Genomic DNA, 24,446 nt, shown 5'->3' with positions numbered 1-24,446 from the left:
TGGCGGCCGATCATTCGATCGGTGTGTTGACGGAAAAGGCGCCTTCGGGCGCCTTTTTTGTTGCTGGCCCCGGCTCCGCGACGTCGAACAGTTCGAGCCGGTAGCCATGCGTGAAGACGGGCGCGAGGCGCGCGCCCCGCGACGCGACCAGCCCGAGCTTGGTCCGCACGCGCGAGATATGCGTATCGATCGTGCGCGACATCGGTGCGAGGTCGTGGCCCCATACCGCGGCGACCATATGCTCGCGCGATACCACGCGGCCTTCGTACCGGAAGAGCAGCATCGCGAGATCGAACTCCTTGGGCGTGAGCAGGATCTCCACCCCCTCGCGCGTGACCATGCGCGCGGCGCCGTCGAACACGAAGGCGCCACGGGCGACGATCGACCCGACGGGCAGGCTCTCCGGATACGCGCGGCGCACGAGCGCGTGGATGCGCGCCATCAGTTCGGCGGGACGGATCGGCTTGACCATGTAGTCGTCCGCGCCCGCCATGAGGACGTCGACGATATCGTCCTCCGCATCGCGCACGGTCACGAACATCACCGGCAGGCGCGGATCCAGATGCGCGCGCGCCCATGCCAGTACGTCACGGCCCGACACGCCCGCCACACTCCACTCGATCAGCAGCATGTCGTAGCCCGTCGCGCGCAGGGCGCGCAGCATCTGGCAACCGCGTGTGAAGGTCGTGCACGCATGCCCCGCCGCCGCGGCGGTCTCGCGGATCAGCGCCGCGTCCGAGAGGTCGTCTTCGAGCGAAGCAATCGTAATTCCCATCGTTGTCTCTGTGCGCGCTATGGAATATCCAACCAGCGCCCCAGCGGCTATTAGAGACGTGGATGGCGCCGTTGCACATGAGACGATGCTCATTTTGCGGTCCGCAACAAACGTTTACTTCGCCGCCGTGGCACGCCCTCCTACCATGGAGCCCTGCCAGAGACGATGCCGGGGGAGGATCCGCTGCCGTGGACATTGCCGTGCTCGACGAGAATCCGACGCGTGTGCTCATGCTCGAGCGCGCGCTGGGCCGCGGCGCGCACCGGTGCACGCGGTTCCGCCACGGCACGGCGCTGATCGATGCGATGCGCCACCGAAGCTTCGACGCGCTGCTGCTGGACCGGGACAACCACGGCACCGACGTGCGCGAACTGGTGCGCATCGTGCGGCGATCGTTCGGCCATGGCGTGCCGCTGATGGTGCTATCGGACGCGTGTGAGGAAGCGGACGTCGTCGGATGCCTGCGCGACGGCGCCGATGCGTGCCTGCGCAAACCCGTGCGCGATCGCGAGCTCGTGGCGCGTGTGGCGGCCCTCGCGCGGCGCGCGGCGGCCCCATTCCGGCAGGCGGGGAAGCTGGAGGCGGAAAGCGCGGGCGGTACGTGCCGGTTGCCCGGGGACGATCTTCCGCCGCTGATCTATGGCCGCTACCGGTTCGACATCGGCGAACGCCGCGCATGGTTGCGCGATTGCTGCGTGACGCTGACACCGAAGGAGTTTGCGCTGGCGCTGCTGCTGTTCCGCCATCTCGGCGCGCTGGTCACGCGGCGCCTGATGGCCGATCAGGTCTGGCGGGGCGCGGTCCGGGAGGATGCGCGCACGATCGACAGTCACCTGTCGCGCGTGCGCGGCAAGCTCGCGCTATGGCCGCACAACGGCGTGGCCCTGCACAGGATGCGCGGCCTCGGATGGCGGCTCGATCCGGTGTAGCGACGCGGGGTGGCGATGCTGTGCAGTGACGCCGTGCAGGGACGCTGGACGGGCCGCGCTCAATCCGCCTTGATGCCCGCTTCCTTCACGATGCGCGCATTGTCGTCGTACTCCGCGTGGATCGACGCCGCGAACTGCGCGGCCGTGCCGCCGGTCGGCACCTCGCCGTCGCGCAGCAGGCGCTCGCGCACCTCCGGCGAGGCCAGCGCCCTGTTCAGCTCGGCGTTGAGCCGGTTCACGATGGCGGGCGGGGTCTTGCCCGGCGCGAACACGCCGAACGTCGACGTCAGGTTCGCCTTCGGATAGCCGAGCTCGGCCATCGTCGGCACGTTCGGCAGGCTCTCGATACGCTTCGGCGCGCCCACGGCGATCGCGCGCAGCTTGCCGGCCTGCATCTGTCCCGTCAGCTGCGGGCTCGCGTTGGTGCTCATCACCTCGAACTGGCCGCCGAGCGCGTCGTTCATCTGCTGGCCGCCGCCCTTGTACGGGATCAGCGTCACGTCGGCCTTCGCCTTGGCCTTGACCTGCTCGAGCATCACGTGGCCGACCGTGCCGAGGCCCGACGTCGCCCAGCGCACCGAGCCCGGCCTGGCGCGCGATTGGCCAATCAGGTCCGCGAACGACTGGCCCGTGAACGCCTGCGTCGCCACGACGAGCACCGGCGAATACATGACGCTCATGACGGGCGCGATATCGCGGCGCGGGTCGTAATTGACCCGGCCGACGTGCGGGTTGAGCGTGAGCGGGCTCGTCGACGCGAAGCCGATCGTGTAACCGTCAGGCGCCGCCTTGGCAACCGCGTCGATCCCGATGCTGCCGCCCGCGCCCGCGCGGTTCTCCACGACCACCGATGCACCCATCTGCGCGGTCAGCTGGTCCGCCAGCGCGCGCGCCACGGTATCGCTGATGCCGCCGGTCGGATAGGCGACGATCAGCCGGATCGGACGGCTCGGGTACGTGTCGGCGGGCGCGGCCTGCGCGGCGGAGGCCGCGCTCAGGCCCGTGGCAAGGGCGAGGGCCGCGAGGATCGGCGTGCTGATAGGCGTGCTGATGAGCGTGCGGAAGCGAGAAACCATGATGAGAAGCTGAGGGTCGGCAGAAGTGTTGGAACGGGGTGAGGCTGCCCGGAAATGGGTCGTTCGCCGGTCTGGCGCACTGCAATCACGCACCGGCGCCCGGCGCCGGCGGGGCCGGCATCGTCAACGGATGCTCGGGGACCCAGGAGACGAACAGCTCGTTGGCGCGATCATAGAGCCGCCACGCGGTCCCGCACTCGCGGCACGTGAACGACATCATGCTGTACGGCACGCCGGCCGCGCTCTGGCTGACGAGCGGCGCGGTGCTGCGCAGGGCGAGGCATGCGTGCGGCTCCCGCCGGCGCGAATCGGCGGCTAGCGCAAGGCAGTGCGCGCAGGCGGGACGCCCGGAGGCGGGGGAAGACGGGGATACGGCGGACTTCATGACCGCCATGATGCCGCAAAACGCATGCCCGGATCGAGGAAACATTTCACCGCGATGATCACCGCCATCATCACCGCGCCGGTGCGTGCACAAAAAACACTTTACGCGGCGCGCCAGCGTCGCCAAGATTTTGCCTCGCATCACCCTACCCACAACAACAGGAGCATCCGACATGCCACACCCCGCCCTGCGGCCGCTTTCCCTCTCTTTCGCGCTCGCCATGGCCACGCTGGCCGGCGCGGCCCACGCCGCCCCGGTCGAGCCGGCGTACCAGCTGGCCCAGCAGGAGAAGCCCGCGCTGATCGAAACGATGAAGGACCTCGTGTCGATCGAATCGGGCAGCAAGGACCTCGAAGGCCTGGACCGCATCGCCAACCTGATCCGCGACCGACTGGCCGCGCTCGGCGGCGACGCGAAGCTCGTGGAGCCGACGGAGGTCTACCGCATGGAAGACACGCCCGAAAAGGTCGGCAAGATGGTGCTCGCGCAGTTCAAGGGCACCGGCAAGCGCAAGATCATGCTGATCGCCCACATGGACACCGTCTACCTGCGCGGCATGCTCGCCCAGCAGCCGTTCCGCGTCGAGGGTGACCGCGCCTACGGCCTCGGCATCGCCGACGACAAGAATGGCGTCGCGGTGATCCTCCATACCGTGGCCATCCTGCAGAAGATGAACTTCAAGGACTACGGCACGCTGACGGTCCTGATCAACGGCGACGAGGAGATCAGCTCGCCGGGCGCGCGCGCGACGATGACGAAGCTCGGCGCCGAGCAGGACGCCGTGTTCTCGTGCGAGGCCACGCGCATCAACGGCGACCGCCTGTCGCTCGCCACGAGCGGTATCGGGGCGATCGCCCTGAAGGTGGACGGCAAGTCGTCGCACGCGGGCAGCTCGCCCGAACTGGGCCGCAATGCGTTCTACGAGATGGCGCACCAGGTGCTGCAGATGCGCGACCTGTCGAATCCCGACACGGGCCTGAAGGTCAACTGGACGATCGCCAGCGCGGGCACCAACCGCAACGTGATTCCGGCGGTCGCCACGGCGCAGGCGGACGTGCGCGTGCTGCGCACCGCCGACTACGATGGCCTGGAAAAGACGCTGCAGGAACGGATTCAGAAGAAGCTGATTCCGGATACGAAGGTCGAGGTGAAGTTCGAACGCCGCCGCCCGCCGCTCGAGGTCACGCCAGCGGCGCGCAAGCTCGCCGCGCATGCTCAGGGAATTTACGCGGAAATCGGCGAGAAGCTGGCCGTGTACGACACGGCGGAAGGCGGCGGCACCGATGCCGCGTTCGCGGCGGCCGGCACCAAGGCGCCCGTGATCGAGCGCTTCGGCCTGCGCGGCTTCGGCGCGCATTCGAACGACGCGGAGTACGTGGACCTGAACTCGGTCACGCCGCGCCTGTACCTGCTGACACGCATGATCATGGACGTGTCGCAGGACAAGGCCGGGAAGTAACGGGGGCTGACGCCGACCCGGGCGCGAGGCAGGCGGGCGTCAGCCCGCGATGCCTCGCTTGCGGAGGTCAGGCAGGAACACCGCCAGCAGGCCGAGCAGCGGCAGGTAGGCGCAGAGGCGGTACACCGCGGTGATGCCATGCGTATCGGCGAGATTGCCCAGCACCGCGGCGCCGATGCCGCCCATGCCGAACGCGAAGCCGAAGAACAGCCCGGACACCATGCCCACCTTGCCGGGAATCAGTTCCTGCGCGAACACGAGGATGGCCGAGAACGCCGAGGCGAGGATGAAGCCGATCACCACGGTCAGCACGCCGGTCCAGAACAGGTTGGCATGCGGCAGCAGCAGCGTGAACGGCGCCACGCCCAGGATCGAGGCCCAGATCACCTGCTTGCGGCCCACGCGGTCGCCGATCGGGCCGCCGAGGATCGTGCCCGCGGCCACCGCGAACAGGAACAGGAACAGATAGACCTGCGACGCCTGGCGCGTCAGGCCGAACTTCTCCATGAGGTAGAACGTGTAGTACGTGTTCAGGCTCGCCATGTAGAAATACTTGGAGAAGATCAGCAGCAGCAGCACGGCAATCGCGCGCACGACCGTGGAGGTCGGCAGCCTCACCGCCGCGGCCGCGGCCTTCTTCTTGCCCGCGCGCTCGGCCAGATGGCGGCCATACCAGCCGCCGATCTGCCACAGCACGGCGATGGCGACGACCGCCGCCACCGAGAACCACGCGAGGTTGCCCTGCGTATGGACGATCCATGCGGCCAGCAGCGGGCCCATCGCGCTGCCGCCGTTACCGCCGACCTGGAAGATCGACTGCGCAAGGCCGTGCTTGCCGCCCGAGGCCAGACGCGCCACGCGCGAGGACTCCGGGTGGAAGATCGACGAGCCCGTGCCCACGAGCGCCGCCGCGATCAGCAGCACGCCATAGGTCGGCGCCACCGACAGCAGCAGCAGGCCGCCGAGCGTGAAGCCCATGCCGATGGCCAGCGAATGCGGCTTCGGATGCTTGTCGGTGTACAGGCCCACGATGGGCTGCAGGAGCGACGCGGTGATCTGATAGGTCAGCGTCAGCAGGCCGATCTGCGTGAAGCTCAGGTTGAAGCCACCCTTGAGCATCGGGTAGATCGCCAGGATCAGCGACTGGATCATGTCGTTGAGGAAGTGCGCGAAGCTGATCGCGTACAACACGCGGAAGCGTGTGCCCTCCTCCTTCTGCTGCGCCGCGCCGGCCGGCGCCTGGGCGGTATGAACGGTGGTGGTCATGGTGCGGGGGCACATTGGCCCGGTTGTCTCTTTTGGGAATCTGCCCGGCCATGCTAAATGGCAAAACAACGCCTGTCCTGCGAGAATGGGGGCGCGACCTTGGAGAAAAGGACATGCCCAGGACCAAAGGGATGCCGAATGCGGCCTTCGTGATACCCGGCGAACACATCGAGCGGCCCGCCGCGCCGCGCGCGGACTCCCACGCGCCCTCGCCCGCTTATCTGCAATTCGACCGCAGTCCGATGCCCGTCGCCGCGATGGCGGCCGACTACGCCCAGGGCCACGAGACCAAGCCCCACCAGCATCCGAACGCGCAACTGGTCCATGCGGTGCATGGCGTGATGGTCGTCAACACCGCCCAGGGCCAGTGGCTGGTGCCGCCGACGCGCGGCATGTGGATGCCCGCCAATACCACGCACTGGATTCGCATGGCCAGCCGCGTGCAGATGCGGACCGCGTATATCCGCCCCGATGCCGCGCCCGAACTGCTCACGCAATGCACGGTGCTGGGCATCTCGCCGCTGCTGCGTGAACTGATCCTCGCAGCGATCGATATCCCCCTGCCTTACGCCGCCGATTCGCGCGATGGGCGGCTGATGCGGCTGCTGCTCGACGAGGTACTGCGCGTGCCAACGCTGCCGCTGCACCTGCCGCGGCCCGACGATGCGGGGCTACGCGAGATCTGCGAGGAAATCGTGGACACGCCCGACTCCGACCTCACGCTAGCGGACTGGGGCGCGCGGCTAGGGGTGGATCCCAAGACGATCCAGCGCCGGTTCGCGCGCGAGACGGGGATGACGTTCGGACAGTGGCGCCAGCAGGCGCGGCTGCTCGCGGCGCTGGAAAAACTGGCCGCGGGCGAGAAGGTGGTGGATGTCGCGCTGGACCTTGGCTACGACAGCCCCAGCGCGTTTGCGACGATGTTCAAGCGGCAGTTCGGCATGCCGCCCAGCGCGTTTTTCCGCTGAACACGTTTTTCCGCTAAACCTTCCGACGCAGCTTACGACTGCTCCGAAAGGTACCGCTCGACGAGTCGGGTCCAATACGCGGCCCCCACGGTCAGGTTCTCGTCATTGAAGTCATAGCCCGCGTTATGCAGCAACGGCTGATTCGCGCCATTGCCCATGCGCACGAAACAGCCCGGCCGCTGCTGCAGGAAGTACGCAAAATCCTCGCTGCCCGCGATGCGATGGAAATTGCCGATCGCACGTTCCGGCCCCACGAGTTCCTCGGCGACCTGTTGGGCGAACGCCGTCTCGCGCTCGCTGTTGACGAGCACCGGATAGCCCCGCACGTAGTCGATCTCGACCGTCGCGCCATAGCCCTCGGCATGCGCGGTGGCCAGCTGGCGGATGCGCGCCTCCATCGACGCCCTCACCTCCGCGCTGAACGACCGCACGCTGATTTCCATGCGCGCGCTATCGGGGATCACGTTCGGCGCATGACCCGCGTGCAGCGTACCGATGGTGACCACCGCGGTTTCGTTCGGATCGACGTTACGCGCCACGACCGATTGCAGCGCCATCACGAGGCTGCCCGCCACCAGAATCGGATCGATCGCCTGGTGCGGACGCGCCGCGTGGCCGCCCTTGCCACGGATCGTGATCGCTACCGTATCGCACGCGGCCATGAACGGCCCCGCGCGGAACATGAACGTGCCCGCTTCCACGCCCGGATGGTTGTGCAGGCCGAAGATCGCGTCGCACGGGAACCGTTCGAACAGGCCATCGGCCAGCATGCGCTCCGCGCCGCCGCCCGCGCCGATCTCCTCGGCCGGCTGGAAAATCAGGTTCACCGTGCCGTCGAAATTCCGCGTCCGCGCAAGCTGCCGCGCCGCGCCGAGCAGCACCGTGGTGTGGCCATCGTGGCCGCACGCGTGCATCTTGCCTTCGTGCACGCTCGCGTAGGGCAGCCCCGAGCGCTCGTGGATGGGCAGCGCGTCCATATCGGCGCGGATGCCGACGCTGCGGGGGCTCTTGCCGTTGCGGAGCGTGCCGACGACGCCCGTACCGCCAACGCCTCGCGTCACCTCGTAGCCCCACCCTTCCAGCCGGCTGGCGACGAGTTCCGCGGTGTGGACCTCGTTGAACGCGAGTTCGGGATGCTGGTGGATGTGCCGCCGGATGTCCTGCAGCTCGGCACGGCTATCCAGCGTGTCGTGCAGCGTGCAGAAGTGGCGCGTGGGCTTGAAGTGGCGGTCCTGCGTGTCTGTATCGGCAGCGTCGGTGGCGACGGTCTTCAATATCGATTCGATCTCAGGGGCGTGTTCGGACATGGCGTGGGCTCTCTCGTATTTCGTGACAGCGTGCATTCAGTGTGTCACGCGAAATCCCGAGATAAAACCCTGATTGCGGATTTCGTGCGGATGCGCCCCAAAACTGCGGAAAACTGTTGCCCGCACGGAACGCTTTGCAAGGAAACGCGACGCTTTGTATGAAGACGTTTCAGCGGGGAACCTCGTTGACAGACATTCCCCGCACACCATGTCGGTGCACGCCCGACAGACAGCCGGGCGCAATGCGCGTCGGTTAGCGCTCGCCGTAGGGCACGACGAGCTGGGTCTGCACGCCGAGCCCCTCGATATGCAGGCGCATCGTGTCGCCCGCGTTCAGGTAACGCGGCGGCTTGAACCCCATGCCCACACCCGGCGGCGTACCGGTCGCGATCAGGTCGCCGGGCATCAACGTCATGAAGCGACTCACGTAGCTGACCACGGTGGCCACGTCGAACACCATCGTCGCGGTGGAACCCTTCTGCATCCGCTCACCGTTCACGTCGAGCCACATCGACAGCTTCTGCGGGTCCGGGACTTCGTCGCGCGTGACGAGCCACGGGCCGACGGGACAGAACGTGTCGCAGCCCTTGCCCTTGTCCCAGGTACCGCCGCGTTCCAGCTGGAACTCGCGTTCGGACACGTCGTTGACCACGCAGTATCCGGCCACGTGGTCGAGCGCCGATTCGCGCGACACGTTGCGCGCGGTCGTGCCGATGACCACGCCGAGTTCCACTTCCCAGTCGCTCTTCTCGGAGCCGAACGGCAGCATCACGGGATCGTCCGGACCGTTCAGCGAGGTGGTGGCCTTGAGGAACACGATCGGCTCCGCGGGCAGCGCCATGCCGGCCTCCGCGGCGTGGTCCGCGTAGTTGAGACCGATCGCGATGATCTTGCCGATGCCGGTCCAGGGCACCCCGTGTCGCTGGCTGTCCACGAGCGGCAGGCTCGCCGGATCGATCTTGCCCAGCTTCGCGAGCGATGCGGGCGAGAGTTCCTGCGGACCGATGTCTCCAATCACGCCCGACAGGTCGCGGACGCGGCCGTCGCCGTCGACGAGGCCCGGGCGCTCCGCACCGGGATTCCCAACACGTACGAGCTTCATTGTTTTCCTTTCGCGATGGATGAGGACCGCGCTCAGCGCGCGCCCAGGAGTTGCTCGATCCGGCCGACGAGCTGCTTGTCGTCAGGCTTCGTCCTGCTGTCGTAGCTGCCGACCACCTGCCCGTTCCGGTCGATCAGATACTTGTAGAAGTTCCACTTCGGCGCGGTGCCGGTCTCCTTCGCCAGCAGCGCGTACATCGGGTTCGCCTCGCCGCCGCGCACGTGGGTCTTGCCCAGCATCGGAAACTTGACGCCATACGTGTTGTAGCAGAAGTCGGAGATTTCCTTCTCCGAGCCGGGCTCCTGCGAGAAGTCGTTCGAGGGAAAGCCGAGCACGACGAGGCCGCGCTCGCGATACTTCGCATACAGCTGCTCCAGGCCCTCGTACTGCGGCGTGAATCCGCAATAGCTGGCGGTGTTGACCACGAGCACGACCTTGCCCGCGTACTGGCAGAGATTCTGCGGCGCTTCGTCCTGCAGACGCGGGAACTTGAAGTTGAGCGACGCCGGGCACGCGCCGGCCGCCGTGGCCGCGGTCCCCAACGTGCCCGCTGTGGCGGCGTTAGTTGCAGGTTTATCGGCGGCCCGCGCGGGCATGACGGCCATCGAGGCGGCGGCCGCCAGCGCGGCGGCTCCAGATAGCGTGGCGGATAGCGTACGGATCATGGCGGCTTGTCTCCGGGTTCGAAAATCCTCGGGTGCGGGATCGCGCCAAGTGTACTGTTCCTGCGGCCGATCCGCCTCAGTCCATCATCGCGGTCTTGGCGTGCTCGGTCACGCTGCCGCGCAGTTCGAGGTCCGGCATGCGGCGCGTGATCGCGAGCGCGACGATCGCCGCCACCGCGCCCGCCGCAAAGATCAGGTGGAAGCCCGATTCCACGCCGCCCGCGAGCGCCTGGCGCGCGACGGGCGACAGATGCGCCATGGCCTCGCTGCCATGGCGCAGCGCGCCGAGGTCGAGCGACTCGGTGATGCCCGCGCGCATCATCGCCGCGCGGAACTCGAGCGCCAGCAGCGTTCCGGCCAGCGCACCGCCGATAGCGCTGCCGAGCGAGCGGATCACGAGCAGCGCGCCCGTGCCCGAGCCCATGTCGCGCGCCTCGAGCGCATTCTGTACCCCGATCAGCGTGCCCACCATCGTCATGCCCAGGCCGACACCCGCGATCGTCATGGCGATCAGGACGAACGGCGTCGGCACCGCGGGCGTCGCGGCGGCCATCGCGATCAGTCCGATCGCCGCGGCGATATAGCCGCCGGTCAGGATGCCGCGCATGCGGCCGACGCGCGGCGCGAGCCACGCCACGACGAGGTTGCCGGCGACCGTAGCCAGCAGGAACGGCACCACCAGCAGGCCCGACATCGACGCGTCGGCGCCGCGCACGAGCTGGAACAGCAGCGGCAGCGCGAAGATGCACAGGAAGATATTGAGCGCGGACATCGCCGACGCGCCTACGCCCATCACGTAGGCGCGGTTATGAAACAACCGCGGCGCGAGCATGGGGTCCGGCGCGCGGTGCTCCTGCCACGCGAGCAGGGCCAGCGCGATAGCGGTGACGCCGAGCAGGGCGCCCATTTCGGGGGAGATCCAGTCGAACGCGTCGCCCGCCCAGCTCATCGCGAGCAGGAACGCGACGATCGCGACCGCTAGCAGCAGCGCGCCGAGCCAGTCGACTTTCGGCCTGCCGCCGCGCGGGCGCAGACTGGCCAGGCCGCGGTAGCACATCGTCATGGCTAGCGCGCCCAGCGGCACGTTGATCCAGAACAGCCAGCGCCACGACATATGGTCGGACACCCAGCCGCCGACGAGCGGACCAGCGATCGAGGCCATGGCCCATACCATCGCGAGATAGCCCTGATAGCGGCCGCGCTGACGGGGCGCCACGACGTCGGCGATCGCCGCCTGCGCGAGGGACATCAGCCCACCGCCCCCCACGCCCTGCAATGCGCGGAACAGGATCAGCTGCGACAGCGACTGCGCGAGCGCGCATGCGACGGACGCGGCGATGAACAGCGAGATCGCAACCATCAGCAGCCGGCGCCGGCCGAAACTATCGGAGAGCTTGCCGTAGAGCGGCGTGGTGACCGTCGAGACGATCAGATAGGCGGTGACGATCCACGACAGGTGTCCAAACCCGTTCAAGTCGTTGGCAATCGCCGGCACGGCCGGGATGACCACGGTCTGGTCGAGCGCCGCGAGCAGGATGCACAGCACGATGCCGCCGATCACCCGCATGATCGCGCGATGGTCGTGGACTGCCGGGGAATGCGAAGACGAGACGCCAGCCTCTGCGGTGGGCTGTGCGGTGGATGCGGACACGGGCGGGGACATCAGGCGCGGCCTTATTCAGTAATCGCATAATTATATGCGTCTACCGAACTTCGGCGGCGCCTGCTTTCTCCAATCAATTTCGCCCGGAGATAGCTTGCGGCTATCTGGCACGCCGGGCGTGCTATCTGGTACGCCGGGCGCGATGCACGCGCGTCAGTGCACCGGTTTCAATGCACCGGTTTCAATGCACGTTGCCGGAAATGTAATGCTCCAGCTGTTCGATGATGAATTTCTGCTCGGAGATGATGTCCTTCACGAGGTCGCCGATCGACAGCATGCCGACCAGTTCGTCGCCGTCCATGACGGGCAGGTGGCGCAGCCGGTGGCGCGTCATCAGCGCCATGCAGTCGTCGGTGCTCTGGTCCGCGCGGACGTAGATCACCGAACTGGTCATGATTTCGCGCACGAGCGTTTCGCGCGAGGTGCGCTGCATCAGGATCACCTTGCGCGCGTAGTCGCGCTCGCTCAGGATGCCGACGATCTTGTTTTGCTCCATGACGAGCAACGCGCCGATCCCTTTCTCCGCCATCAGCTGCAGCGCGGCATAGACCGTCGCTACCGGCGGGATGCTGAAGATGGCTTGCGTTGGCTTCGATTCCAGAACCTGCCGTGCGGTTTTCATACCCACTCCTCGTTCGGTCTCTTGCGTCTGGGTCACCCGTGCGGCGCCGCATGATGCAGCGCGGAACGCCACCGGCCTGTCTTCAGAGTAGCAAAGGATCGGCGGCGCTCACAGGGTGACTTGTACGAATCTTGTTACCGAACACGCGCTTCTCGAAGGCGTGGAGGTCACTCCGTCAGCATGCGGACCTTGACCTTGCGGCCCTTGACCTTGACCTCGTTGAGCTTCCGCACCGCCTCGCGGCCGATGGCGCGATCGACAGCGATGTACGTGGACATCTCCATCACATTGATCTTGCCGATCTGTTCCTTGGCGAAGCCGGCTTCGCCGGTGAGGGCGCCGAGCAAGTCGCCCGGACGGTACTTTTCCTTGCGGCCGCCCAGCATCTGCAGCGTGACCATCGGCGGCAGCAATCGCTCGGTGCTGGTGGGCAGCAATTCGGCCACGGCGTGCCATTCGAACTCGCCGCCATGGTGCTGCTCCAGATTTCCCACGCGGCCCATCTCGTTCATGCTGACGAGGGTGAAAGCCCAGCCTTCCGCGTCGGCGCGTCCGGTGCGGCCCACGCGGTGCACGTGGACCTCGGGGTCCGGCGTGACATCGACGTTGATCACGGCTTCCAGCTGCGCGATATCGAGGCCGCGCGCGGCGACGTCCGTCGCGACGAGGATCGAGCAGCTGCGGTTGGCAAACTGCACGAGCACCTGGTCGCGGTCTCGCTGGTCGAGTTCGCCGTGCAGGGCCAGGGCCTGATAGCCCTGCGCGCGCAGCAGGTCGACGAGGTCGCGGCAGCGCGCCTTCGTGTTGCAGAACGCAAGCGTGCTCGCCGGGCGGTAATGTTCGAGAAGCTTCGCCACGGTGTTCAATCGCTGGCCTTCCTCGATCTCGTAGAAGCGCTGGCGGATCTTTTCGGGGGCGTGCTGCTCGGCCACCTTGATCTCGCGCGGCTTGCGCATGAACTGATGGGCCAGCCTGGCGATGCCCTCGGGATAGGTCGCCGAGAACAGCAGCGTCTGGCGTTCCTTCGGGCAATGGCGCGCGACAAAGGCGATATCGTCGAAGAACCCCATGTCGAGCATGCGGTCGGCCTCGTCGAGCACGAGCGTATTGATCGCGCGCATATCGAGGCTGCCGCGCTCGATATGGTCCATCAGCCGGCCAGGGGTGCCCACGACGATGTGCGCGCCGTGGATCAGGCTATCGACCTGCGGCCGCATCGGCGAGCCGCCGCAGAGGGTGAGCACCTTGATGTTTTCCTCGGCGCGCGCGAGGCGTCGAATCTCCTGCGTGACCTGATCGGCGAGCTCGCGGGTGGGGCACATGACGAGCGCCTGCACATCGAAGCGGCGCGCATCGAGCCGATGGAGCAGGGCGAGCGCGAACGCGGCGGTCTTGCCGCTGCCCGTGCGGGCCTGCGCGATCAGATCCTCGCCAGCGAGTGCCGCGGGCAGGCTCGCCGCCTGGATCGGCGTCATGGTGTCGTAGCCAAGCTGCGCGAGGGTGGCCAGCGTGCCGGCGGACAGGGGCAGGGTGGAGAAAAGGGGTTCGGATGCGGAAGTCATGCCGGATTATAGGTTGTCATCCGTCGCGGGCCGCCATCCGAGCTTGCCCAGCAGCGCCTGCGCGGCGGCGGGCGCGCGCTCCTTGGCGCCGTTGATGAAGAACAGGAACACCTCTTTCGCCTTGAGCCGCCCATCGCTATCGCTCACGCGCGGCAGGTCGTCGGGGGCCTTGCCCTCGCTCCATGCCTGTACCCGCGCCGTCCATTGGTCGAGCGCCTTGGGTCCATACCCCGTGGCCAGTCTGGCGTTGCTCTCCATCAGCCGCGCATACACGAAGTCCGCGGTGAGGTCCGCCATCGAGGGAAACTTCGGCGAATCCGTGAACACCGTCGCCGCCTTGTACTTGCGCGCGAGTTTCACATACGCGTCGCACGCGAAGCTCTCGTGCCGCACCTCGAGCACATGCCGCAGCTTCACGCCCTCGACCGAGGCCGGCAGCAGCGCCAGAAACGCCTCGAAGTCCTCGGCGTCGAACTGCTTGGTCGGCGCGAACTGCCACACGACGGGACCCAGCTTCGCGCCTAGCTCGGCTATCCCGCTGTCGAGGAACCGCGAGATCGAATCCCCGGCTTCGGCCAGCACGCGCCGGTTGGTCGCAAAGCGGTTCGCCTTCACCGAGAACACGAACCCGTCGGGCGTCTCGTCGCGCCATTTCACGAACGACGTGCGCTTCTGGGTGCCGTGATACGTGCTGTTGATCTCGATCGCCGTCAGATGCCGGCTCGCATACCGCAGCTCCTTCGCCTGCGCGAGGCCGGCGGGATAGAAGTTGTCGCGCCACGGCTCGAAGGTCCAGCCACCGATGCCGATATGCACATTCGAAGGATACGAACTGCCGGTACCGCTTTTGCCGCGCGTCGCCATAAGGCTCCTCCCTAGCTTGCCGGATACTTCACCGCATTCATTTCCATCTTGGCCTGGATCGCCGCATCCAGATCCACGCCAAGCGTCGTCACGAGTTGCGCCAGGTAGATCGTGATATCGGCGAGTTCCTGCTCGACATGCGCGCGCTCGTCGGTCGTCATGACGCGCCGCGATTCCTCCTCGGTCTTCCACTGGAAGATCTCGACGAGCTCGGACACTTCGACGCTCAGCGCCATGGCCAGATTCTTCGGACTGTGATACTGGCGCCAGTCGCGCGCGTCGGCGAAGTCCGAAGCGGCCTGCTGCAAGTTGCGGATATCGATAAGAGACATGAACGCGGGACTCCGGTAATAGTGTTGGATTGTATCCTCGCCTTCATGCCCCCATCGGGCATAAACCCTGCTTGAGAACTGCCCCATGGACACCCCCGACCGCCAGCTCCGCAGTTTCCTGCGCATCGCCGAACTCAAGTCGCTGTCGCGCGCCGCGGAGGAACTCGACCAGACGCAGTCGGGCCTGAGCCGGCAACTGGCCGCGCTGGAGACCCATCTGGGCAAGCCGCTGTTCATCCGCACGGGCCGCGGCGTGGAACTCACGGAAGCCGGGCGCAAGCTCCACGACGCGATTCGCGGGCCGTATCGCGCGATCGACCAGGCCGTCGACACCATCCGCGAAAGCCACGGCACCACGCAGGGGACCGTGCGGCTCGCGATCGTGCATCCGGTCAGCTACTACTTCATGGCCGACGTCGTCGCGCGCTTCGTCAGCAGCCATCCCGGCGTGAACCTGTCGCTGATGGGCCGCAGTTCGCCGGAAGTCGTGTCGCTCGTGGAGAGCGGCAAGGCGGACCTCGGCTTTGTCTACGACACCGCGGTCGATACCGCGACCCTCACGTCGCACCCGCTGTTCGAGGACGAGATGTGCCTCGTCACGCGCGAGCCCGCCGCTGGGCAGCAGGAGGGGCGGGAGGAGGGCGAGGCGATCGACCTGCACCGCCGCGAACTGCGGCTCGTGGGTTTCCCGCCCGCCTACGCGCTGCGCCGCATGCTCCAGAGCGCTGGCCTCCAACCGGACTATGTCGCGGAAGCGGAAACCGTCGATGCGATCCTGAAGCTCGTCTCCACCGGCGTCGGCGAATGCATCCTTCCATGCCGGTTACCGGACAAGCTGCTCGCGGATTACGGTCTGCACAAGGTCCGCATTCGCGCGCCGCTGCTGCGCCGCCGCATCGTCGCCATCAGCCATGGCGAACGGCATGCCATGCCCCTGACCGGTGCACTGCTCGAATGCGCGCTACAGGTCGCCCGCAACCTCGGCGAGCACGACGCCACGACGGTGCATGACAAAGGCGTGACGGAATGAGATACCTGCTATGAGCGCAGCTTCATAGCTCGCGCGGGGTGTCGTTTCCATACTGGCTCCGTACCACCCACGGAGAGAGAAGACAGTATGAACGCCCCCCTCAGAGACAAATCGTATTTCGACACGCGCGCCACCACCGAGATGGCCCGGCATCTGCGCAGCAAGCCGCGCACGATGCAGGAGACCATGGCCTACGCGTGCCGCATCCTCGCGATGACCGAGCAGGAAGCCGGCCTCGCGGGCCAGATCAGCGTGCGGTCCGAGCGACCCGGCGCCTACTGGACGCTGCGCTTCGGCCTCGGCTTCGACGAAGCCACGCCGCAGGACTTCATCGAGGTCGATCGCGACCTCAACACGCTCACCGGCGACGGCATGCCCAACCCGGCGACGCGTTTTCACCTGTGGGTGTACGACGCGCGCCCCGACGTCAACGCGATCATCCACACGCACTCGCCATGGGCATCCGCGCTCGCGGCCGCGCGCCAGCCGCTCGTGATCGCGCAGATGGACATGACGCCGCTGCACGACGACTGCGCGTTCCTTGGCGAATGGCCAGGTGTGCCCATCGCCGATCAGGAAGGCGTCATCATCTCCGAAGCGCTGGGCAGCAAGCGCGCCATCATCCTCGCGCATCACGGCTACCTCACCGCCGGCAAGACCTGCGAGGAAGCGACCTACCTGTCGGTGTACCTAGAACGCGCGGCGCGTCTGCAGATTCGCGCGCAGGCCTTCGGTCCGCTGACACCCGTCGATGACGCGCTTGCCCGCGAGGCGCACGATTACCTGCTCAAGCCGTCGATCGTCAACGCGACGTTCGCCTACTGGGCCCGCCAGACGCACGGCGTACCGCCGCTGCCCGCAGCGTGACGCGCTGCCATTCGATCATCCAAGGAGCGTCACGATGAACAGCATTCCCACCACGCGCACACGGCGCGAATACATCACCGCGGGTCTGGCCAGCATGATGGGCACCACCATCGAGTGGTACGACTTTTTTCTCTACGGCACGGCGGCCGCCCTGATCTTCAACAAGATCTTCTTTCCTTCTTTCGACCCGCTGACGGGGACGCTCGCCGCCTTCGCGACCTACTCGGTCGGCTTCTTCGCGCGTCCGCTTGGCGGCATCGTGTTCGGCCATTTCGGCGACAAGGTCGGCCGCAAATCGATGCTGCTGATCACGCTGTTCATGATGGGCATTCCGACGATCCTGATCGGCCTGATCCCTTCGTACGAGAGCATCGGCTACTGGGCAGCGGTCGCGCTCGTGTTGCTGCGCCTGCTGCAAGGGATCGCGGTCGGCGGCGAGTGGGGCGGCGCCGTGCTGATGGCTGTGGAGCATGCGCCCGAAGGCAAGAAGGGCTTCTTCGGCAGCCTGCCGCAGGCTGGCGTGGCGCCGGGGCTCGTGCTGTCGTCGCTGGCGATGGGCATGGTGGCCGCATTGCCCGAGAAGGACATGCTGACGTGGGGCTGGCGCGTGCCATTCCTCGCGAGCGTGATCCTGCTCGCGGTGGGCTGGTTCATTCGCGCGAAGGTCGCCGAGTCGCCCGACTTCGAGCAGATGCAGAAGAAAGGCGAGAAGGTGGAGATGCCTGCCATGGTGGTACTCAAGCGCTATCCGCGCCAGGTGCTCACCGTGGTCGGCGGGCGGCTCGCGGAGGTCACGTGGTTCTATACGGTAGTCACGTTCTCGCTCGCCTACGCCACGGGGACGCTCGGCGTACCGAAGACCGTGATGCTCGACGCCACGGTATGGGGCGCGGCCATCGCGCTGTTCACGATGCCGCTGTTCGGCATCCTCGGGGACCGCGTCGGTTTCAAGTGGGTGTTCATGGCGGGCACGGTCGGTATCCTGATCTTCGCGCCGCAGTTCTTCACGCTGCTGCAGTCGCTGGATCCGAAGAACATCACGATCGCGCTCGCCGTCGCCATCGGCCTGGTCTACGCCTGTCTCTACGGGCCCGAAGGCAGCCTCTTCTCGGCGCAGTTTCCGGCGGAGGTGCGGTACAGCGGCATCTCGATCGCCGTGCAGGTGTCGGGCGCCATCGGCGGTGGCCTCGCGCCGATCGTCGCCACATCTCTGCTCGCGTACGGCAAGGGCAGCCCCACGTACATCGTGTGGTACCTCGGCGCGCTGAGCGTGATCGCCTTCATCAGCGCCGCCTGCATGCGCGACGCGGCATTCGCCAATGTCGCGGTCGCAACCGTTCAGCGAGGGAAGCGCGCATGACCCGCCCGCACATCGACTACTACTTCTGGCTCAACTCGGACTGGGCCTATCTTGGCGCCGATCGGCTCGACGCGCTCGCCCGGCGCATGGATGTCGAGATCCGGCACAAGCCGGTGGACCTGCCGAACGTGTACGCGCGCACCGGCGGCGTGCTGCTGGGCCAGCGCGCGCCGGAGCGTCAGCAGTATCGCGTCACGGAGCTGAAGCGCTGGTGCCGCAAGCTCGGCATCGACGTGAACCCGACGCCGAAATACATGTGCCCAAACGCGGACCTCGCGTCGCGCATCGTGATCGCGGCGGATGCGGCGCACCTGCCCGTGCTCGCGCTGTACAAGGCGATCCTGCGCGCGGAATGGTGCGAGGAGCGCGACATCTCTTCGGCGGAGACGCTGTACGAGATCGTCGATGCGCAAGGGCTGGACGCCGATACGCTGATGGCGCGCGCGCAGGACCCATCGATCGAAGCGCTGTACCGCCGCTACACCGACGAGGCCGTGGCGGCCGGCGTGTTCGGCTCGCCGTCGTACGTGTTCGAGGGAGAACTGTTCTGGGGCCAGGACCGCCTCGACATGCTCGAGGAGACTATCGCGCTGCGGCTCGCGTCGTGACCTGATTTGTGGTGTTCCGTGCAGGACTGTGGCTCCCTTCGGGGAGCCTTTTTTATGGCACGATCACTCGCCGAGGGGGAACCGCAGCCGCGCCGACAACCCGCCCTCGCGCGCCCGATCGAGGCGCAACTCGCCGCCATACAGCGCGCCGATGTCCCGCACGATCGCGAGCCCGAGGCCGCTACCGTCCGCCTGCTCGTCCAGCCGGACGAAGCGCGACATCACCGCTTCGCGCGCATCGTCGGGAATGCCGGGACCGTCGTCGGCGATCTCGATCTCCAGCGCATCGTCGTGCTGCATCACGCGCAACCGCACGCGGTGGCGTGCCCACCGGCAGGCATTGTCGAGGAGGTTGCCGAGCATCTCGATCAGGTCCTGCCGGTCGCCGGGGAACATCCCTTCGCCCTCGGCCTCGATATCGAGCGCGCGGTCCGCGTGGAGGCGGCGCAAGGCGCGCACCAGAGCGTTCGCCACGTCGTGCACGGCGACCAGCCCGGCATCGCGCGTCGCCCCCGCGGCGCGCGCGCGGGCGAGGTGCCGATCCACCTGCCGCCGCATGACATCGAACTGCTCCGCCATGCGCTGCCGCTCGTCGGCAGGCAGGCGGCCGATGTCGTTGGTCAATACGGCCAGCGGCGTCTTCACGGCATGCGCGAGGTCCGCGGCCTGACGGCGAGAACGCGCGACGGCCTCGGCATTGCGCGCGAGCAGCTTGTTGATTTCATCGACGAGCGGAATCACTTCGCTGGGCCACGTGCCGCCGAGCTCGGTCTCGCGTTGCCGGTGCATCGACACCAGCGCTTCACGCAGCCGCTTGAGCGGCAACAGGCCGAAGCTGATCTGCGCGACCACGGCGGCCACGAGCCCCACACCCAGCACGGCGAGCGACAGCCACAGCAGATTGCGAAACGAGCGCTTGGCGGCGCGCAGCTCGGTGCGATCGATCGCGACGCCGATCGTTACAGGCGGCTTTGCCGGTCCTTCCACACCCTCGGCGCCCTCCGCACCCTGCGTTCCCGTGCCTTCCAGCCGCACCGTGCGCGTCATCACCATCAGCGACTGGTCGCGCGGTCCCGTGGCGACGTAAGCGTCGGTCGTCGGCACCTCGCGCTCCATCTTCGTCGGAAACTCGGCGTCCCACAGCGAGCGCGAACGCAATTCGTCCTTGCCCCCGGACACGTGCCAGTAGGCGCCGGAATAGGGGCGTTCATAGCGGGGATCGGCAGGCGTGCGTGTGTTCAGGAGCTTGCCCGCGGGCGTCCATTCGAGCGAACCCGCAAGGCTGGTCACCTCGCGATTGAGTTGGCTCGCATAGGTCTGATCGACATGGCGCTCGAACAGCGCGGAGAGGATGAGCCCGGTGGTGACGAGCGCGCCGATCACCCACAGCGTGGAGACCGCGAACAGCCGCAGCGCGATCGAGCGGGTCGGGGACCGAGGCGATGCCGTCATGCCTGCGCGGACGTCAGTCGATACCCGCGGCCGCGCACGGTTTCGATGCGATCGGTATCGAGCTTCTTGCGCAGGCGGCCGATAAAGACCTCGATCGTATTGCTGTCGCGGTCGAAATCCTGCGCGTAGATATGCTCGGTCAGCGTGGTCTTGCTGACGATCTCGTCCTGATGGTGCATCAGATAGTCGAGCACGCGAAACTCGTGGCTGGTCAGGGATACCACCGCCCCCGCCACCGATACCGTACCCGTGCGTGGATTCAGTTCGATCGGTCCGCATGCGAGCACGGGCGCAAGCTTGCCGGACGCGCGTCGGATCAGCGCGCGGATACGCGCCTGCAGCTCTTCCATGCGGAACGGCTTGGTCAGGTAGTCATCGGCGCCGGCATCGATGCCCTCGACCTTCTCGACCCAGCTGTCGCGCGCGGTGAGGATCAGCACGGGCATTTCCGAGCCGGCTTCGCGCCAGCGGCGCAACACGGAGAGCCCGTCGAGCGACGGCAGGCCAAGATCCAGGATCGCGGCATCGTAGGGATTCTCATGGCCGAGATGCCAGCCATCGAGCCCATCGGCCGCGAGGTCGACGGCAAACCCGGCCGCCACGAGCGACTGCTCGAGCTGCCGCGCCAGTTCGGGTTCGTCCTCGACCACCAGAATCCGCATATCAGGGCGCCTTCCGCGCGCTATCGAGCTTCGCGCCCTTGCTTTTGATCAGCGCAACGGTCCGCGCGTCGTACTTGAGCTTGGCCACACCGCCATCGGGCAGCAGCAGCTTCACCTCGTAGATCCACTGCCCGTCGTCATGATCTAGCTCCACGTCCAGCACGTCGCCGTTGTACGTACGGTTGACGGCGTCGAGCACACGCGCCAGCGGCACGATCTCGCCGGCACGCAACGCGGCCCGCGCGCGGTCGGCATCGGTATCGGCCATGGCGGGCGAGGCGTTGACGGCCAACACGGCGAAGACCGCGGCCATGAGGACCGACGTCGCCGCGCCGCCGATGGGAGCGCCGATGGGAGCGCCGATGGGAGCGCCGATGCGGAGGGCTTTGCGGAGCGCGGTGCGGAAGGCCGGAAGGGACACGGTGCAGAGGGTTTTGTGAGCCATGACGTCATGCTGACGCGCCGAAGCTGAACGCAACCTGAACGCCATGCTCAGCGCCCGTTCAGGTTACGACCCGCATGATGCCTCCATCGACCTATCCACCGAGACAAGCCATGCCGGCCAGCATCCAACGCGGCGTTCATGCCGCCAATACTACCCCAGCCCCACACGCGCCCTCCCCAGCGAAAGACCGCACCGGCCTCCGCGATTCCCTGGGCCTGCTGGCCGCTCTCGCCGGCACGCTAGTCCTCGTCAGCAGTCTCTTCTGGCGCTGACACGCGAATGCGTGTCTGGATGTCTTGAATGTTCTTTGTATCAACAATATCGCATTAAAGCGACAATCCCCCTTCGGTTGGGAGCGCCGCCGCCATCACACCCCTCTACAATCGCCCCCTGATCGCGCCCAAAGAGCCAAAAACGGGCCAATCAAGAAATTCAATAAAAATTGCTAGGGGAAATCATGAAGGGTATGGGCAAGTGGATGGCCAGCTGCGCGCTGGCTGCGATGCTTTGTGCGTGCGGGGGTGGCGGGGATGACGCCGGAAGCTCGCTGAACGTCAGCGCGTCGGGCAGCGCCGCACAGACCGCATCGGTTGGCAGCGGACAAGCGACAACGCTCAACGTGCAGTCGGGCGACTACATCTCGCTCAAGACGAGCGCTCCGGTCAAATGGCAGGCGGTCATCACCAGCAACTTGACCACGCTGACGAACCAGTCGCAGAGCGACACCGCGTGGTCCGGCAACCTGGTCAGCCCGACGGGCGACACCATCCAGCTGACGGCGACGCTGGTCAGCGACGCGAGCAAGGTGTTCAAGCTGAACCTGACGGTGGCACCGCAGCGCTACACGGTACCCGCGCCGAAGGTCGGCACGGTCGCCACGCTCACCGAAACTTCGCTACGCCTCGGTGGTGGCTCCAGCACGCAGCAGGTCGCCTACACGACGACGGCCATCGCCAACGATATCGTGACGGTTGAAAGCGCCGACACCGCCACGAATACGCCTGACGTACGCTACACGCAGAATCTTGACGGCAACCGCCTGACCCGCACGTTCCTCAACAACGGCAACCTGTGCACGTACGCGCCCAAGCGCACCCTGTACAGCTTCCCGATGTACGTCGGCAAGACGTGGACCGACACCTGGAACTACAGCTGTGTCGCTGGCTATCGCGAGACGGCCAACGTGACGGCGACTGTCGTGGGCTACGAGCCGGTCACGGTGGCCGCCGGCACGTACAACGCGCTGCGCGTCAACATGGTGGTCACGTACACGAACTCGAACGACGCCCTGCTGCCGAACGGCAACCTGGGCACGGCAACGTACTCGGAGACCATCACGGGCTGGTGGTCGCCGGATGCCGGCCGCACCGTGAAATGGGTCTCGAACTACGGCTACGCCGCGGGCTTCTCGAACGCGTCGTACACGAAGACGTTCACGCAGGAACTGCTGAGCGTGAAGTAATCGGGCTGCAAGGCTGATCACCGCGAGTACCGCCCACCGAGGGCGGTACTCGCAAACCGCCGCGAACCGCGGCGATAGTCTTACTTCGCCTTAGGCACCTGCATCGTCACGCCGGTATAAGAAAGATCCGCCAGCGCGGTCGTCGCCTGATCGGGCGGCGTCAGTTCCAGCACGACACGCCCCACCACCACGCCGAACGTCGGATACGAGCGAATGTATTTCGTCTCGCCCGCATCGAGCGCAAAGCTGATCGTCTTCTCGGTTTCGGTCGAGGTAGAGGCCACATACTTGCCAGCCGGACGATCCACGAAGAAGAAGCCGCCCGGCTTCGACTCGCCGACCACATCGCCATTAAGACGAATATCCGGCTGAATGGCGGCGCCGAACATCGATGCCGAACGCATGAAATAAACGCGACCCTCGCCTTGCTTCAATGTGGGCAGCGACGCCGCCATTTCACTGTGCTTGACCCCGCTTGCACAACCCGCCATCAACGACACCGCAAAGCCTGCGAGCAGCAGGCGAACTACGCTTTTCATTCTGTTTCTCCCAAAGACAGTGGCACTGCGTTGTTAAGCGGGGTATAGCTCGATTCCCCCGGCAAATAGAAGCCGACTAGCGTTTTCTCATGAACGACTAAATAGGCTTCATGCACCTGCCGGGCCGCGATAGTGAACACGGTCCCGACCGGACGATACACAGTGCCTTGCGACAGACGACCCACAGCCGTCCATTTCCCCGCCGGTACCAGCCGGGTGTACCCGGTATCCAGCTTGATCCGCGCGGTGTCCTTCAACCAGACCGCGCGCGCACCGGCGCTCGACTGGACGGGCTCGATATTCGCGGGCGTCGTTTGTATCATCGGCGCGCAACCGGGGAGCGCGGCGCTCAGCGCGAGCGCTGCAAGGATGGTTTTGACTCGGGAGGAAGGGGACATGTCTCTGACCAGGAGAACGGTGAAATTCGTAAACGGCGACTTCGATCGCCTTTGCAAATTCTACTTAAAATTAAATCGGCGTCATCCCCCCGCAATGGCGGTCGAAGACGCGGGGAAAAAACCGGTCTCTATCGCGCAACCATGACGCAGGCAAATCGCCATTTGCCGCGAGGGCCCGGTATATGTCACGAACCTCCTCTCGGGTCACCATCTTCGCTGAAAGCATCCGCCGCAGCAGTTCATGGCCGTGCATCGTCGGGATATCAAACTCCTTTCCCAACTGATGCATGGCGAGATCATCCGTAACGACCGTAGCTTCTTTGAGCAGTCCAAAAGCTAGCATTCGGCAATCGACGAGGATCGTGAGCCGATAGCGCTTCTGCCCAAATGCGACTCGAGTAGCGGCTTGATGCGCTTGGCAAGTCGCAGGTAGGCATTCGTATCGAGTTAGGTGGGGCGTGTAGACATGAGCGTGGCATCCAGAACTTGAAATCGTCGAAGCACGTATCGAGATTGAGGAACACGAACGTCACCGAGTCCGCAGGGAGCGGATATGCAGGGCATTCTCGTGACGCTGTTTGGCTCCCCACAGCATACCTGCCGACCCGCCTATCCAGCGGGGGGATTACCCCAAAAATCCCGTCGTGC

26 protein-coding genes are annotated in these 24,446 nt (G+C 66.2%); 8 read left to right on the top strand and 18 right to left on the bottom strand.

What is annotated here, in order from left to right; translation table 11 throughout:
• Positions 1 to 10 precede the first annotated feature (10 nt).
• Entirely contained in the window at positions 11 to 775 is a 765-nt protein-coding gene (locus KHP16_RS23910) for a response regulator transcription factor (RefSeq protein ID WP_211961277.1), read from the bottom strand.
• A gap of 188 nt (positions 776 to 963) precedes the next feature.
• Here KHP16_RS23910 and KHP16_RS23905 point away from each other — a divergent pair, with 188 nt between their 5' ends.
• Positions 964 to 1,704: a response regulator transcription factor gene (locus KHP16_RS23905; protein WP_211961276.1), complete on the top strand. Its 741-nt coding sequence runs from the start codon at positions 964 to 966 to the stop codon at positions 1,702 to 1,704.
• A 59-nt stretch (positions 1,705 to 1,763) separates the two neighbouring features.
• Here KHP16_RS23905 and KHP16_RS23900 read toward each other — a convergent pair whose 3' ends face one another.
• Together KHP16_RS23900 and KHP16_RS23895 are read right to left on the bottom strand one after the other, a co-directional pair.
• Positions 1,764 to 2,780: a Bug family tripartite tricarboxylate transporter substrate binding protein gene (locus KHP16_RS23900; RefSeq protein WP_211961275.1), complete on the bottom strand. Its 1,017-nt coding sequence runs from the start codon at positions 2,778 to 2,780 to the stop codon at positions 1,764 to 1,766.
• An 85-nt stretch (positions 2,781 to 2,865) separates the two neighbouring features.
• On the bottom strand, positions 2,866 to 3,174 hold the full coding sequence (locus KHP16_RS23895; RefSeq protein ID WP_109582426.1) for a hypothetical protein: 309 nt from the start codon (positions 3,172 to 3,174) through the stop codon (positions 2,866 to 2,868).
• Between the two features lie 163 nt (positions 3,175 to 3,337).
• Here KHP16_RS23895 and KHP16_RS23890 point away from each other — a divergent pair, with 163 nt between their 5' ends.
• Positions 3,338 to 4,624 (top strand): M20/M25/M40 family metallo-hydrolase, encoded by a 1,287-nt coding sequence (locus tag KHP16_RS23890; RefSeq protein ID WP_109582427.1) that lies wholly within the window; start codon positions 3,338 to 3,340, stop codon positions 4,622 to 4,624.
• Positions 4,625 to 4,663: 39 nt separating this feature from the next.
• Here the strand turns inward: KHP16_RS23890 and KHP16_RS23885 are convergent, their stop codons facing one another.
• On the bottom strand, positions 4,664 to 5,890 hold the full coding sequence (locus KHP16_RS23885) for an MFS transporter (RefSeq protein ID WP_211961274.1): 1,227 nt from the start codon (positions 5,888 to 5,890) through the stop codon (positions 4,664 to 4,666).
• Positions 5,891 to 6,003: 113 nt separating this feature from the next.
• Between KHP16_RS23885 and KHP16_RS23880 the strand changes: the two genes are divergently transcribed.
• Positions 6,004 to 6,858, top strand: a complete 855-nt coding sequence (locus KHP16_RS23880; RefSeq protein WP_373561920.1) for an AraC family transcriptional regulator — start codon at positions 6,004 to 6,006, stop codon at positions 6,856 to 6,858.
• A gap of 32 nt (positions 6,859 to 6,890) precedes the next feature.
• Here the strand turns inward: KHP16_RS23880 and KHP16_RS23875 are convergent, their stop codons facing one another.
• The 8 genes from KHP16_RS23875 to KHP16_RS23840 form a co-directional block, all read right to left on the bottom strand.
• Complete coding sequence (locus KHP16_RS23875; protein ID WP_109582430.1) at positions 6,891 to 8,165, bottom strand: M20 aminoacylase family protein; 1,275 nt, start codon at positions 8,163 to 8,165, stop codon at positions 6,891 to 6,893.
• Between the two features lie 253 nt (positions 8,166 to 8,418).
• Positions 8,419 to 9,267, bottom strand: a complete 849-nt coding sequence (locus tag KHP16_RS23870) for a fumarylacetoacetate hydrolase family protein (protein WP_179592647.1) — start codon at positions 9,265 to 9,267, stop codon at positions 8,419 to 8,421.
• A 32-nt stretch (positions 9,268 to 9,299) separates the two neighbouring features.
• Positions 9,300 to 9,932, bottom strand: a complete 633-nt coding sequence (locus KHP16_RS23865) for a glutathione peroxidase (RefSeq protein ID WP_109582432.1) — start codon at positions 9,930 to 9,932, stop codon at positions 9,300 to 9,302.
• Positions 9,933 to 10,008: 76 nt separating this feature from the next.
• A complete protein-coding gene (locus tag KHP16_RS23860; protein WP_244836003.1) occupies positions 10,009 to 11,499 on the bottom strand; it encodes an MDR family MFS transporter in 1,491 nt (496 codons plus the stop codon).
• A gap of 277 nt (positions 11,500 to 11,776) precedes the next feature.
• Positions 11,777 to 12,217 (bottom strand): CBS domain-containing protein, encoded by a 441-nt coding sequence (locus KHP16_RS23855; RefSeq protein WP_109582434.1) that lies wholly within the window; start codon positions 12,215 to 12,217, stop codon positions 11,777 to 11,779.
• Between the two features lie 167 nt (positions 12,218 to 12,384).
• Positions 12,385 to 13,779 (bottom strand): ATP-dependent RNA helicase DbpA, encoded by a 1,395-nt coding sequence (gene dbpA, locus KHP16_RS23850; protein WP_109582435.1) that lies wholly within the window; start codon positions 13,777 to 13,779, stop codon positions 12,385 to 12,387.
• 6 nt (positions 13,780 to 13,785) lie between these two features.
• Positions 13,786 to 14,643, bottom strand: a complete 858-nt coding sequence (locus KHP16_RS23845) for a DUF72 domain-containing protein (protein ID WP_211961272.1) — start codon at positions 14,641 to 14,643, stop codon at positions 13,786 to 13,788.
• Positions 14,644 to 14,654: 11 nt separating this feature from the next.
• Positions 14,655 to 14,975, bottom strand: a complete 321-nt coding sequence (locus KHP16_RS23840; protein WP_109582437.1) for a nucleotide pyrophosphohydrolase — start codon at positions 14,973 to 14,975, stop codon at positions 14,655 to 14,657.
• A gap of 85 nt (positions 14,976 to 15,060) precedes the next feature.
• On the opposite strand from KHP16_RS23840, the gene KHP16_RS23835 reads away from it, so the two are divergent.
• The 4 genes from KHP16_RS23835 to KHP16_RS23820 all read left to right on the top strand — a co-directional run bounded on the left by KHP16_RS23835 (position 15,061) and on the right by KHP16_RS23820 (position 18,840).
• Positions 15,061 to 16,005 carry a LysR family transcriptional regulator gene (locus tag KHP16_RS23835; protein ID WP_121492106.1) on the top strand — a complete coding sequence of 315 codons (945 nt, stop codon included), beginning with the start codon at positions 15,061 to 15,063 and terminating at the stop codon, positions 16,003 to 16,005.
• An 87-nt stretch (positions 16,006 to 16,092) separates the two neighbouring features.
• Complete coding sequence (locus tag KHP16_RS23830; RefSeq protein WP_109582439.1) at positions 16,093 to 16,872, top strand: aldolase; 780 nt, start codon at positions 16,093 to 16,095, stop codon at positions 16,870 to 16,872.
• 34 nt (positions 16,873 to 16,906) lie between these two features.
• The gene (locus KHP16_RS23825) at positions 16,907 to 18,232 is read left to right on the top strand and encodes an MFS transporter (RefSeq protein ID WP_109582440.1); all 1,326 of its coding nucleotides are present in this window, start codon (positions 16,907 to 16,909) and stop codon (positions 18,230 to 18,232) included.
• Positions 18,229 to 18,840, top strand: a complete 612-nt coding sequence (locus KHP16_RS23820; protein ID WP_109582441.1) for a 2-hydroxychromene-2-carboxylate isomerase — start codon at positions 18,229 to 18,231, stop codon at positions 18,838 to 18,840. The genes KHP16_RS23825 and KHP16_RS23820 overlap by 4 nt, the downstream gene beginning before the upstream one ends.
• 63 nt (positions 18,841 to 18,903) lie before the next feature.
• Here KHP16_RS23820 and KHP16_RS23815 read toward each other — a convergent pair whose 3' ends face one another.
• Genes KHP16_RS23815 through KHP16_RS23805 form a run of 3 tightly spaced genes read right to left on the bottom strand, consistent with a single transcriptional unit; the run spans position 18,904 to position 21,399 of the window.
• The gene (locus KHP16_RS23815; protein WP_211961271.1) at positions 18,904 to 20,292 is read right to left on the bottom strand and encodes a sensor histidine kinase; all 1,389 of its coding nucleotides are present in this window, start codon (positions 20,290 to 20,292) and stop codon (positions 18,904 to 18,906) included.
• Positions 20,289 to 20,954, bottom strand: coding sequence for a response regulator transcription factor (locus KHP16_RS23810; protein ID WP_109582443.1), 666 nt, complete (start codon positions 20,952 to 20,954; stop codon positions 20,289 to 20,291). Before KHP16_RS23810 ends, KHP16_RS23815 begins: the two co-directional genes overlap by 4 nt.
• A 1-nt stretch (position 20,955) precedes the next feature.
• Positions 20,956 to 21,399, bottom strand: a complete 444-nt coding sequence (locus KHP16_RS23805; protein WP_244835989.1) for a PepSY domain-containing protein — start codon at positions 21,397 to 21,399, stop codon at positions 20,956 to 20,958.
• A 457-nt stretch (positions 21,400 to 21,856) separates the two neighbouring features.
• Here KHP16_RS23805 and KHP16_RS23800 point away from each other — a divergent pair, with 457 nt between their 5' ends.
• Complete coding sequence (locus tag KHP16_RS23800; protein WP_211961270.1) at positions 21,857 to 22,861, top strand: DUF3108 domain-containing protein; 1,005 nt, start codon at positions 21,857 to 21,859, stop codon at positions 22,859 to 22,861.
• A gap of 80 nt (positions 22,862 to 22,941) precedes the next feature.
• Here the strand turns inward: KHP16_RS23800 and KHP16_RS23795 are convergent, their stop codons facing one another.
• From KHP16_RS23795 to KHP16_RS23785, 3 genes are all read right to left on the bottom strand, one after another.
• Positions 22,942 to 23,400 carry a DUF2846 domain-containing protein gene (locus KHP16_RS23795; RefSeq protein ID WP_109582445.1) on the bottom strand — a complete coding sequence of 153 codons (459 nt, stop codon included), beginning with the start codon at positions 23,398 to 23,400 and terminating at the stop codon, positions 22,942 to 22,944.
• Positions 23,397 to 23,798 carry a hypothetical protein gene (locus KHP16_RS23790; RefSeq protein ID WP_211961269.1) on the bottom strand — a complete coding sequence of 134 codons (402 nt, stop codon included), beginning with the start codon at positions 23,796 to 23,798 and terminating at the stop codon, positions 23,397 to 23,399. The genes KHP16_RS23795 and KHP16_RS23790 overlap by 4 nt, the downstream gene beginning before the upstream one ends.
• A 70-nt stretch (positions 23,799 to 23,868) precedes the next feature.
• Positions 23,869 to 24,141, bottom strand: a complete 273-nt coding sequence (locus tag KHP16_RS23785) for a hypothetical protein (protein WP_211961268.1) — start codon at positions 24,139 to 24,141, stop codon at positions 23,869 to 23,871.
• Between the last annotated feature and the right edge of the window lie 305 nt (positions 24,142 to 24,446).

Origin of the sequence: Cupriavidus plantarum, assembly GCF_905397285.1 — a bacterium.
GTDB lineage: Bacteria > Pseudomonadota > Gammaproteobacteria > Burkholderiales > Burkholderiaceae > Cupriavidus > Cupriavidus plantarum.
The sequence above is the reverse complement of the archived record's forward strand: the minus strand, read 5'-3'. Positions and strand labels throughout refer to the sequence as shown.